Source organism: Parabacteroides hominis, assembly GCF_014287585.1.
GTDB lineage: Bacteria > Bacteroidota > Bacteroidia > Bacteroidales > Tannerellaceae > Parabacteroides > Parabacteroides hominis.
Genome location: NZ_JACOOJ010000003.1, coordinates 33,382 through 46,365 on the forward strand (window position 1 = coordinate 33,382; position 12,984 = coordinate 46,365).

Here is a 12,984-nt window from a genome sequence, read left to right on the forward strand (position 1 = left end):
ATGAAAAAGATAACAATTTTTTTATTATTAGCCTTATCCGTAAGCTCTTTTTCTTGTGATTTTTTAGAAGAAGAACCGAAAGGCTTAATTAGCGATACGTATGCGAAAACGGAGGAAGGGATTGAGTCACTTATTTTAAGTATCTATCAGCGGAATCGTTACTTGACGGAACGTTTATATAAGGTTGGAGATTGCGGTACAGATTTGACTACTTATGCAACGAATGGTCTTGGTACAAATTATGGAGAGATTATGTTTTATAATGATCCTCTTATGATTTCAAACGTTTATAATTCGCAATATTGGAAATATTTGTATAAAGGGTTAAATGTTGCAAATCAGGGAATAGAATATATTGAACAGGCTTCTGTTTCATCGGAAGAAAAGAAAAATAAACTAACTTCGGAGGTTCATGCTTTACGTGCGTTTTATTTGTTTCTGATAGTTGAAACGTATGGTCCAGCATCCCATTATGTAGATACTCCATCCTATTCTGTTGTGACAGATGGCTATCAGCCGGGCATTGCAGTTTTCTTCAAACGGATATTGGATGATTTGGATATAGCCTTCCGGCATTTGGACTTGCCGCAAAATACACAATGGGGGCGTATGAATATTGGCATAGTCAAAGCTCTTAAAATGAGAGTATTGATGGCATTGTCAGCTTATGATGATACGATACTTTCCAATACAGGCTATACGAAACAAAAGTGTTATGAAGAAACTATTTCGTTGTGTAATTCAATCATTAATGATTATAATTATAAATTATTAGACGATTATGCTTCCATTTTTGATGTAAATAATCAAATTAATGATGAGATAATTTGGTCTATTCAATATACAAGCGATTTAATATATAACGGAATGAATGTAAGTCGTGCAGAAATGGATGCTAATGTTATGCATCGGAATTTTGTGGGTTGGTATAATAAATCTGCAAAGAATCCGAATGTTAATATTGATGGATTGTGGAGCCATTCTCGTGTATATGGGCGTGAATATCGTGCAACGATGCCTACCTTATATTATATCCGTCTTTTCAGTAAGTTTGACAAACGTCGGGATCAGACTTTCCAATCAGTTTGGTGTCGGATTCCTGATAATTGGAACAACGATCCTGATTATTCAGACACTTTACTGATTCGTACATTAGATGTGGTTTCAGATGAGTATATAAAGAGTTATGAAGATCGAGGTATTATTGTTGACAATATTTCGGATATTTATGATATTAACACTGGAATTCCGACTATCAATGGTCGATCTTGTTTTCACACTATGACTAAATATTTGGATCCGAGTCGTGATGCAGCTAAGCGGGAAGAAGGTTTTAAAGACTTGATTCTGATGCGCCTTGGAGAAGTCTATATAACTTTGGCTGAAGCGTATGTAAGAACCAATCAACCGGAAAAAGCGGCAGAAGTGATTACTCAACTGAGAAAAAGAGCTTTGATCGATGGACATGAAAGCGAACTGAAGGTAACTGCCGCTGATATGGATATGGATTTTATCCTGGAAGAAGGTGCACGTGAACTGGGGTGTGAATTGAACCGCTGGTATATGTTGAAACGTTCCGGCAAGATGGTGGAATGGGTGAAAGAGCATAATCCGGATATTACATTGATCAAGGATTATCATATCTATCGTCCTCTTCCTCAAGATGCGTTGTATGAAGTGACGAACTTGGATGTGTTCGTTCAAAATAAAGGTTATAAATAATTCTATTAAATATGATGGTTATGAATAAAATATCACGACGGCACTTTTTAGCTGCGACAGGTGCTATAACTGGGGCAGCCTTATTGAATCCATTATCGGAAGTAGCGGCAGAAACTGTTGAAGCTCCGAATGTTGTTGGGAAAAAACTTCGCCTTGCTATTGTTGGTACTGGCGGAAGAGGAACTTCTATGTGGGGGTATGACTTAATGAAAAGTTATCCTGACTACATCGAGTTTGTAGGCCTTTGCGATAAGAATGAAGGTCGTGTGGAAACCGGTAAGAAAATTATCGGGGCTTCCTGTCCTACTTATACGGATTTTGAAAAGATGATGAAGGAAACCAAGCCGGATGTACTGATCGTGACGACAATGGACAGTACTCATCATCAATTTATTATCCGTGGGATGGAACTTGGCGCGGATATCATAACGGAAAAGCCGATGACAACGGATGAAAAGAAGGTTCAGGCAATTTTGGATGCAGAAAAACGGACAGGAAAGAATTGCCGTGTGACATTTAATTATCGTTATTCTCCACATCGTGCGAAAATATGGGAATTACTCCGTGCCGGTGAGATTGGCGATATCACTTCTGTAGATTTTCATTGGTATCTGGATACCTCTCATGGCGCCGATTATTTTCGTCGTTGGCATCGTTTGGTGGAATGCAGTGGTTCTTTGTGGGTGCATAAAGCCAGCCACCACTTTGACCTTTTGAATTGGTGGATTGACAGTGATCCGGAAACAGTATATGCATTGGGGAGTTTGGATCATTATGGTAAAAACGGAATATTCCGGGCAGAGAATTGCCGAACCTGTTCTCATACTTCCAAATGTAAGTTTTTCTTTGACATTACGAAGAAGAAGAATTTGATGAATTTATATGTAGCCAACGAAAAATATGATGGTTATCTTCGTGACGGATGTGTATTTAAAAACGATGTCAATATTTTTGATAAGATGGCGGCAACGATTCGTTATAAAAATGGTGTGCAGGTTGCTTATTCTTTAACGACCTACAGTCCTTATGAGGGTTATCGTATAGCCTTTAACGGAACGAAAGGGCGCTTGGAAGCTTGGATACAGGAATCCCGTCCGACATCGGATGCAAATTTTGATGAACTCGTTTTGTTTAAGAATTTTGGAAAACGTGAGTATATCCAGATCCCATTCGGAACGTCTGGTCATGGCGGAGGGGATGCATTGCTGAAAGATCAGATTTTCTTACCTGGGATAAAAGATCCGTATAAGCAGTGTGCAAGTGTTCGCGATGGAGCTTTGGCTTGTCTGGTTGGCATTGCGGCGCGTAACAGTATAGCGGCTGGTCAACCGGTGAAAATTGCGGATCTTACTTCCATACAACCTCAGGAAAAGAAACTGTATCAGCGGATATTGTAGATTGATTATGGTTTAAAACAAATGCTGTATCAGGGCAAATTTTCAGTCTTGATACGGCATTTGTTTTAAACTATGGTTGGTATTCATTTTTGAAAAAGTTCAGGTTTCCGGTTTCAATCCAAAATTTATTGTATATTTGGGCGCTAAGGAGATAAACCGGAGAAGTATGTCTAATACCACAGATGAAAAATTGATAGAGGCGATTAGTAAAGATGATTACATCAGTTATAATAAACTGTTTGAGCGTTACTATGGCCGCCTTTGTCAATATGTCTATAGCTTGCTCATGGATAAAAGTGATACGGAAGATGTTGTGCAGGAGCTTTTTCTGAATATATGGAAAAACCGGGAAAGAATTGAAATTAAAGAAAATGTTGGAGGATATCTTTATAGGATGGCCAAACATTTGGCATTGAACCATCTTCGCTCAAAAGTCTATTTTAATAACCTGTCGGAAACTCAGGATCAGTTATCGTATGAAGACAACCGGGTCGAGTCTGAGGAATTTCGGATCGCTCTTTATGGCTGTATCGGTCACCTTCCCGATCGCTGTAAAGAAGTATTGTTGCTCCACCGAATAAAGGGATTGAAACAAAAAGAAATCTCGGAAAAACTCGATATCTCGGTAAAAACGATTAAAAATCAGATCTGGATCTCGCTTCAGAAATTGAAAAGATGTTTGGAATTAAAAGGAATATAATTTTTTTCAGGTCCGGAATAGGACCTTTTTTTATTTGTAGTGTCATATAATAAAAGCAAGATTCATGGAAGAACAAAAACAGATAAAAGACTATATCGTCGACTATTTACTGGACGGTGAAGATGAGAAGCATCTTGATCCGATATTGGTTGAGTGGTTAGCCGAAAGTGAGTCCCATAGAAAAGAATTTGATTTGTATAAAAAGATTTGGAAAGAATCCCATCGTTATACAGAATCTGAGGCTTTTGATCCTGATCTTGCATGGGAAAAGGTTAACAAGATAAACCGACAGAAGATATATGCTCATAAGTATTGGAAAAATATATTGTATATAGTTTCTGGGGCGGCTGCATCTTTGTTGATAATGCTTGCTTTGTCTTTCATGGGTGCTTTTGAGAAAAGCTCGGACATGCAGGTTAGAATGAGTGCCGATTATGGAAGCCGTTCGGAAATCGTTTTGCCGGATGGGTCTTTAGTAAAACTGAATTCAGGCTCTGAAGTAGTTTATGCTTATGATTCGAAAAAGAAAATACGGGAAGTTAATTTCCTGGGGGAAGGTTTCTTTGATGTCTCTAAAAGCAAAGAACCTTTTGTAATAAAAACTGCCGGTGGGTTAAATGTGAAAGTTTGGGGAACTTCCTTCAATCTGCAGGCGTATGCTGATGATCCGATTGTTCAAGCATCTTTGGTCGAGGGATGTATCGAACTGGAAAGCGGAGAAGAGAAGCTGATTATGAAACCCGGAGAAATGGCTGTTTTTGATAAAGAGACGAATAAGATTAAACAGATGAAGGGCGTATTGTCGCACTCTTATGGCTGGTTGGACAATAAATTATATATGGAAGATATGCCTTTGTCTCTTGTTTGCAAGTATTTGGAAAGATGGTATGATGTCAAGATTATGATCCAACCCGGATTAGGTGAAAATATTCGTTATAATGGAGTCATACGGGAAGAAACCGTAACAGATGTAATGGATGCGTTATCCCGCTTGAGTAATATTAGCTATCATGTGAAAGGAAAACATATAAGTATAACCTCTAAATAGAATTGCCTATGAAGTAGAATGCCATGAATACACAAAAACGGGAAATGCTGTCACATCTCCCGTTATGAGTTTGATCATAAGATTAGTGTTGGAAGCACTAATAGTTAGCTAATAATCAATTTACAAATATATGAATTATTTTGATAAGCCACGGCAGGAAAGCTTTTCTGTCTGTAAAAAAATATTGTCTATTATGAAAATAGTAACGTTGGCCATAATAGTTTGTTCAATCAACATTTCTGCTACTGTTTATTCACAAACAACAAAGTTATCATTGAATGTGCAGAATCAGTCAATCAAAGAAGTCCTTTTTTTGATTGAAACCCAATCTGACTTTCGTTTTATCTATGAGAGTGGAAAGATTAATTTAGAAAAAAAAGTTTCTGTTCATGTCAAAGATCAAACTGTTGAGTCTGTTTTGGAACGTATTTTTAAAACAGAAGGGGTCGAATATGAGATTACAGAAAATAATTTCATCTTGATTAATCCTACGGAGAATATTGGAACTATTATTACTGCACAAAACAAAAAATATGTAGTAGGTACAGTAAAAGATGAAAGTGGAGAGCCTATTGTTGGCGTGAATGTGATGGAAAAGGGAACAATGAATGGTACAGTAACGGACATTAATGGTAGATTTTCTTTAGAGGTTACTTCAAATTCGTCATTGCAATTTTCTTATATCGGCTATCTTACAAAAGAAATGGAAGTGGGAAATCAAACTAATATTTTCGTGAGTTTAGTTGAAGATTCTCAGAATTTGGATGAGATTGTAGTAGTAGGTTATGGAACTCAACGGAAAAAAGATTTGACTGGTGCTGTATCTCATGTGGATATGAAGGGAATGCAAGAATTACCTAATACCAATATTTCTCAAGCTTTGCGAGGTACGATTGCCGGAGTAAATGTAAATACGGACGGAAAGCCTGGCTCGAATAGTAATATTGTAATTCGTGGTTTGACTTCATTGTCTGCAGGGAATAGTCCTCTTATTATTGTTGATGGTATTCCTCTTGCCGGTTCTTTAAGCGATATAAATAGTACGGATATTGAGACTATTGACATTTTGAAAGATGGAAGTGCTGCAGCTGTATATGGAGCCAAATCTTCGAATGGGGTTATTTTGATTACAACAAAACGTGGAAAGTCTGAAAAACCATTGATTCAATATAATGGTTATCTGGGGTTTCAAAAATTCAGCCGTAAATTGAAAATGCTGGATGGTCCTGCTTATGTGAAAAAGATTATTGATTATGAGAGATCAAATGGAGTGGAGAACCCCGATCCTTCTAATTATATGCAAGACCATGAATATCAAAACTATTTGGAAGGAAAGACCGTTGATCCAATAGACTTTGTTTCTCAGTCTGCTCCTATACATTCGCATGATATTTCGGTCTCAGGAAAAAATAATCGAACTACATATTATCTTTCTGGTTCGTTTACAAGTCAAAAGGGGTTAATTTACAATGATGATTTTCAGCGTGTGTCATTACGTGCTAATATTGAAAATAAAATTACAGATTGGTTTAGTGTCGGGGTGAATGCCGCATTTAGTGGACGTGATGATTCCGGGTTGGCTGGAAATATTGAGAATGCAGTCACTTTATCACCCTATTCACAAATGTATGATAAAAAAGGTGAGTTAATACTGAAAGTTCATGGGGGAGGCGAAAGTATGGCACAAAACCCAATTTTCTGGTCTGAAAAAACAGATGATTTGGAAAAAACACAAAATATTACAGGCAATTTGTACACACAAATAGATGTCCCTTTTGTCAAGGGTTTGAGTTATAGATTGAATTATTCTAATACATATAATTGGTATAAACATTTTGTGTATTCTCCCTCTTATATGAAAGAAGATGAAAAAGTTGTAGCTAAAGGCACAAAGGAGTATAGTGAAAATTACAATTGGCTTGTAGAAAATATCGTTAAATACCAGAAACATTTTCTGGATATTCATGATATTGACATAACATTCCTTTTTAGCCGTGATCATTATAATAATGATTATTCTAAAATGGATAATTCTGACTTTTTTTCAGATATCTTGGGGTATAATAAATTAGAGTTGGGGAAAAATCCGACTGTAGCTTCTTCTGCAAAAGAGTCAAACGGATTATCTTATATGGGACGTATCAACTATAGACTGATGGATCGGTATTTGTTGACTTTATTGGCACGCCGGGATGGTTACTCAGCATTTGGAAAAGAAAAGAAATGGGGGACGTTTCCTTCTATCGCTGTGGCATGGATTCTTTCGGAGGAAGTTTTTATGAAAAGAATAAGTTGGTTGAATAATTTAAAAATACGATTCTCTTATAGTGAAACAGGAAACCAAGCAATTGCTCCTTATTCTTCTTTGGCTCAAATGGCACAGAATCAATATGTATTTGGTGAAGGTTCTTCTTCTTTCAATGGTATTTATAATTCAGCGATGGGTAATAATGATCTGACATGGGAAACCACAAAATCAGCCAATGTCGGTATCGATTTTAGTGTATTGGGTAGCCGTTTAAGTGGATCACTGGAATATTACGATTTGAAAACAAAAGACTTGCTGATGAGACGTTCTATTCCTTCTATGACGGGTTATAACTCGGTATATACCAATTTAGGAGGAATTTCGAATAAGGGTTTGGAATTGACACTGAATTCAGTGAATATATCAAATCGGGATTTTGAATGGAGTTCAACCTTGACATTATCGACAAATAAAAACAAAATAACAAGTTTGTATGGATTGGATCTGGATAATGATGGAAAAGAAGATAATGATATTAGTAATGGTTGGTTCATTGGACAACCGATAGGTGCTATTTACGACTATACTCTAAATGGAGTCTATCAGGAAGATGATGATATACCTACAGGTTTTAAACCCGGTTATTTTCGCATTGTCGATAAAAATGGAAGTGGAGGGGCTGACCCTGATGATCGTAGTATTATTGGCAAGACATCGCCGGATATTAGGATTGGATTAGGTAATACCTTAACATATAAAGGATTTACTTTATATTTGTTTGTTAATTCCTCATTCGGGGGAAAGAAAAGTAATCCGATGTTGAATCCTGCGGGATGGTTTCCCGATAGATTGAATATTTTAGATGTAGGAGAAGAGTATTGGACTCCGGAAAACAGAAGTAATACCCGTCCAACAATTGGTTACGCAATGCCATTTACACATGGTTTCTACGAAAGTCTTACTTATGTTAGAATACAAGATGTTTCATTATCTTATGATATACCTCGAAAATTATTGGATATGTTGAAAATAAATGGTTTGCGTTTGTATATAAGTGCTAAGAATCTTGCTACTTTCACTAATTGGTCCGGTTGGGATCCTGAAATTGATGCGAATGGAACAGCTACAGAGATAAAGAAGGGAGGATATCCTTTAGCAAAAACTTTCACATTTGGAGTAAACTTTAGTTTCTAACTTAATTAAATCTGATGTTATGAAAATAATATATAAATCATTCTTTTTTTATATTTCAGCACTTTTATTAGTATCATGTAGTGATGTTTTGGATGAAAAACCATTATCGTTTCTTAGTCCTGAGAATGCATACGAAAATAAAGATGCTTTTGAAAATGGTCTTATTGCATTACATAAATTTGCCCGTGATGAGGTTGATAACTCTTTGAAAAATGGTTTGAATATGAACTGGGAAATGGTATTAGGAACAGATCAGGCACATATTGGAGAAAAATATAATGCAGGGCCTGAACGTTTTTGGGACTATTCTGTCATAACCAGTTTTTATTCGGGATCTCAGTCATATTGGGATTGGGGCTATAAAAAAATGATTTCTAATGCGAATACGATTATTAATCGTGTTGACAACCCTAACATACAATGGACAGAGGTTGAAAGAAATGCCGTGAAAGCGGAAGCCTTGTTTTTCCGTGCTTATGCTTATAATGTTTTGGTTAATTTGTTTGGTGGTGTTCCGATTGTGATAGAAGAAGTGGCTGCGCCGAAATTGGATTTTGTCAGAGCTTCCAGATTGGAGGTTCTGCAACAGGAGCAAAGTGATTTGGAATTTGCAATAGAGTGGCTTCCTACAGACGAAAAAGTGGATGGTAGAATTACCAAAGGTGCTGCTAATCACTTATTGTCAGAAGTATATATTAGTATTGGTTTGGAGTCAAATGATGAATCCTTTTATCAAAAAGCGATTGAAGCAGCCTCCAGAGTAATAGACTCCCCTAAATATCGATTGATGACGGAACGTTTTGGTCAGAAGAAGGATCAACCGGGTAATGTTTTATCTGACTTGTTCTGGGATTATAATATAAATAGAAGTGCCGGTAATGAAGAAACCATTTGGGCTTTACAGTTTGAATATAATACTCCCGGTGGAAAAGAATCTAATCCAACAAACTGGATGCGTGCCTGGGGATGTCGTTATTGGGATTTAAAAGACCCGGATGGAAAATCTGGAATGCAGATTTGTGATTCAATTGGAAGGCCGGTTGGCTGGATACGTCCTACAAATTATGTATTTTATGATGTTTGGGGAGAAGATTGGAATGATATGCGTAATTCCAGTTATAACATTCGTCGTGATTGGTATTGGAATAATCCTGAATCTACTTATTTTGGGCAAAAGGTCGAGATTACAGCAGATATGGATACGGTGTGGATTATAGCACCTATGTTACGGAAGTTAGAGGGAGACTTTGCTTCAACAGGGAATAATCCATTCAAAGATGATCCTGTAATGCGTTTAGCAGAAACTTATCTTTTGAGAGCAGAAGCTTATATGTGGAAAGGCGATTTGGTAAATGCAGCTAAAGATATCAATGTCGTTAGAGGTAGGGCTCATGCTAAGCCAATAGAACCTTCTCTGGTGAATATTGATTATATTCTGGATGAACGGACTCGTGAGTTAGTGGTGGAAGAACCTCGCAGAAGGACATTAGTGAGAGTAGGGAAGATGTATGAAAGGACTATTAAGTACAATCCATTAAGTGGACAGACTATCAAGCCTTTTAACGAGTTGTGGCCGATTCCACAAAGTGCTATAGATGCTAATTTGGAAGCTGAATTAGTACAGAATCCTGGTTATTAGAATATATAAACTAAATGATTATTTATTGAGAATGAATATAGGAAAACTGATTATTGTTAGTTTTATGAAATTTCCTGATTCTCAAAATGATATTTTAATGGTAAGTGATATATTTAAATATGCTGATTTGATCACAGAAAACTCAAGTTGTGAACATTTTGTCATTCATTATGTATAGTGAAAATATGCATTGTTTTGATTTATAAGAAATGGATAGATAATTTCTTTGGCTTTTCTTAGTCATATCTTCCCAATAAAATCCGTACTTTTGTACTCCATTTTAAAGCAGAGATATGAACTACGTTGTAAAGAGCCCTGTTTCACTAAAAGCTTCCATCAAGCTTCCCGCATCCAAGAGTATCTGTAATCGTGCGTTGATACTTAATGCGTTGAGCTATAGTCCGTATGAGATTCGGAATTTGTCGGATTGTGATGATACGGAGGTGATGGTGAAGGCGTTGAATTCGAATGATCGTGACTTTGATATAAAAGCCGCGGGGACTGCGATGCGGTTCCTGACGGCTTTTTTGTCTAAAGTGGTGGGTGAGTGGACGATTACCGGGACCCAGCGGATGAAGAACCGGCCGATCAAGATACTGGTGGATGCGCTGAATGCGCTGGGGGCACGGGTGGAATATATGGAGAAGGAAGGCTATCCTCCTCTCCGCATTTTCGGAAGTGCGCTACAGGGAGGCGAGATTTCGCTTGCCGGCGGGGTCAGTTCGCAGTATATTTCGGCGTTGCTGATGATCGCGCCCCTGATGGAGAAAGGGCTGACCTTGCATCTTGAAGGTGCTGTCATTTCAAAACCCTATATTAACCTGACATTGCAGTTGATGGAGCAATATGGGGTAAAGGCGGAATGGAACGGGCAGACCATTAAGGTAAGACCGCAGGATTATCATCCGATACCTTTTACCGTCGAATCTGACTGGAGCGCCGCTTCCTACTGGTATTCCATGATGGCATTGTCTAAAAATGCCGAGATCGAGTTGCTGGGACTGTTTAAGAACAGTTTGCAGGGAGATGCCGCCGGAGCCAAATTGTTTGCACAGCTTGGCGTGGGCACGACTTACACAGACCGGGGCGTTATCTTGAAGCACAACGGGAACAGGACAAAAAAACTGAATTATAACTTCGTAAACGAGCCGGACCTGGCTCAAACCTTTGTCGTTACCTGCGTGTTATTAAATATCCCTTTCCGCTTTACCGGTTTGCAAAGTCTGAAGATAAAGGAAACAGACCGTATCGAAGCGCTTAAGACGGAGCTTCGCAAATTAGGGTATCTCCTGACAGACAGCAACGACAGTATCTTGGAATGGAACGGCGAGCGGTGTGAGCCGGAAACGCATCCGGTTATTGCGACCTATGAAGATCACCGTATGGCAATGGCATTTGCACCTGCCGCTCTGATCCTGCCGGAAGGGATTGAGATTGCCGATCCGGAAGTGGTAAGCAAGAGCTATCCGCATTATTGGGAAGATCTGCGTTCTACGGGTTTTCAAATCGAGGAATAGACGCACGGGGGATATCAGCGTTGACGCAGGTGTTGCGCGTCAAATCGGAGTAAGAATTTAAAAGAGTATTAAGATATGTGGTATATTATAATCGGAATCATTGTACTGGGTATCCTTGCTGCCATTGCCGGTTATTTCCGGAACCGGAAACTACAGAAGATGCTGGAGCGCGGGGAGATCGCCGAAATCCCCGAAGCGCAGGAACTTGTTACGGACGAATGTTGCGGGCAGCATGAAACCTGCGAACGCGACAGTTTGTTGGCTGCGGTCAGCAAGCAGATCGAGTATTACGATGATGAAGAACTGGACCGCTTCCAGGGAGTCGAAGCCGATGCATATGATGAAGATGCCGTGAACGAGTTTCGTGATGTGCTTTATACGTTGCAAGAGATTGAGGTGGCCGGTTGGTTGCGCAGCCTGCAACTGCGTGCGATTAATCTGCCGGATGCGCTGAAGGATGAAGCTTTTTTAATCGTCGGCGAACGTCGTATACATTAGGCACTTAGAGTTTCCTTGCCGTGGGAACGGAAGTTTCCCGCTATGGGAACGGAAGTTCCCTGCTGTGGAAACGAGAGTTCCCTGCCTATGAAACGAGAGTTTCCCGCCGGGAAACCAGAAAAAAGGATATAAGAAGATAGAAAATGGATTTACTTCAATATGATTTTTTCCAGCATGCCCTTTTGGGCAGCCTGCTAACCGCGATCGCTTGTGGAATCGTCGGGACGTATATCGTGTCGCGGCGGCTTGTTTTCATCAGTGGAGGTATCACGCATGCTTCTTTCGGGGGGCTGGGATTGGGTTTCTATCTTGGGATGAATCCGATCCTGATGGCTATGCTGTTTTCCGTGCTCTCCGCATTCGGGGTGGAGTGGGTGAGCAAGACGCAGAATGTGCGTGAAGACTCAGCCATTGCCGGGGTATGGTCGTTAGGGATGGCATTGGGCGTGATCTTCATTTTCCTGACGCCCGGATATGCACCGAACCTTTCCGCCTATCTTTTTGGAAATATCCTGACTGTTTCGACGGGAGATATTATCTGGATTGCTGCTTTGGCGTTGTTGTTGGTCGTCCTTTTCGCCCTTTTCCTGCGGGAGATCGTTTATGTGGCGTTCGACAGGGATTTTGCCGTGACGCAAGGGTTGCCAGTCAAGTGGATAGAATATGTGATGATGTTCTTTATCGCCGTGACGATCGTACTTTCGATCCGTCTGGTCGGGATCATGCTTCTGATGAGTTTGCTGACGTTGCCCCAGATCACTGTAAACCTTTTTACGTCAGACTTCAAGAAGATCATTTTCGGAAGTATTGCCATCGGTTTCTTGGGATGTGTGGCCGGGCTCGTCCTTTCTTATTTTCTGAATGTGCCTTCCGGGGCGTTTATTATTCTTGTCCTTGTCCTTTTCTTTTTGATAGTGAAAGCAATAAAAGCGGTTTTAAAGCGTTAAAAGGAATAGTATAAATGAAGATTTATGGGTGAGCTGACAGACGAGGCAAGCCTCGTGCCGCAGGCTCTCTTTTG

General features: G+C 39.2%; 9 protein-coding genes. All 9 read left to right on the top strand.

The features are described from left to right. The 9 genes from H8S65_RS02500 to H8S65_RS02540 all read left to right on the top strand — a co-directional run bounded on the left by H8S65_RS02500 (nucleotide 1) and on the right by H8S65_RS02540 (nucleotide 12,910). Nucleotides 1–1,722, top strand: a complete 1,722-nt coding sequence (locus tag H8S65_RS02500) for a RagB/SusD family nutrient uptake outer membrane protein (RefSeq protein WP_186928392.1) — start codon at nucleotides 1–3, stop codon at nucleotides 1,720–1,722. 11 nt (nucleotides 1,723–1,733) lie between these two features. Beyond that, nucleotides 1,734–3,119: a Gfo/Idh/MocA family protein gene (locus H8S65_RS02505; protein ID WP_186928393.1), complete on the top strand. Its 1,386-nt coding sequence runs from the start codon at nucleotides 1,734–1,736 to the stop codon at nucleotides 3,117–3,119. A gap of 166 nt (nucleotides 3,120–3,285) precedes the next feature. Then, nucleotides 3,286–3,819, top strand: coding sequence for an RNA polymerase sigma factor (locus tag H8S65_RS02510; RefSeq protein WP_186928506.1), 534 nt, complete (start codon nucleotides 3,286–3,288; stop codon nucleotides 3,817–3,819). Between the two features lie 64 nt (nucleotides 3,820–3,883). Beyond that, nucleotides 3,884–4,867, top strand: coding sequence for a FecR family protein (locus H8S65_RS02515; RefSeq protein ID WP_186928394.1), 984 nt, complete (start codon nucleotides 3,884–3,886; stop codon nucleotides 4,865–4,867). A 193-nt stretch (nucleotides 4,868–5,060) separates the two neighbouring features. Further along, entirely contained in the window at nucleotides 5,061–8,309 is a 3,249-nt protein-coding gene (locus tag H8S65_RS02520; protein ID WP_186928395.1) for a TonB-dependent receptor, read from the top strand. 19 nt (nucleotides 8,310–8,328) lie between these two features. Beyond that, nucleotides 8,329–9,948 (top strand): RagB/SusD family nutrient uptake outer membrane protein, encoded by a 1,620-nt coding sequence (locus H8S65_RS02525; RefSeq protein ID WP_186928396.1) that lies wholly within the window; start codon nucleotides 8,329–8,331, stop codon nucleotides 9,946–9,948. Between the two features lie 293 nt (nucleotides 9,949–10,241). Then, nucleotides 10,242–11,465 (top strand): 3-phosphoshikimate 1-carboxyvinyltransferase, encoded by a 1,224-nt coding sequence (locus H8S65_RS02530; protein WP_186928397.1) that lies wholly within the window; start codon nucleotides 10,242–10,244, stop codon nucleotides 11,463–11,465. Between the two features lie 75 nt (nucleotides 11,466–11,540). Further along, a complete protein-coding gene (locus tag H8S65_RS02535) occupies nucleotides 11,541–11,963 on the top strand; it encodes a phospholipase (protein ID WP_186928398.1) in 423 nt (140 codons plus the stop codon). A 143-nt stretch (nucleotides 11,964–12,106) separates the two neighbouring features. Then, nucleotides 12,107–12,910 carry a metal ABC transporter permease gene (locus tag H8S65_RS02540; protein ID WP_186928399.1) on the top strand — a complete coding sequence of 268 codons (804 nt, stop codon included), beginning with the start codon at nucleotides 12,107–12,109 and terminating at the stop codon, nucleotides 12,908–12,910. Nucleotides 12,911–12,984: the final 74 nt, after the last annotated feature.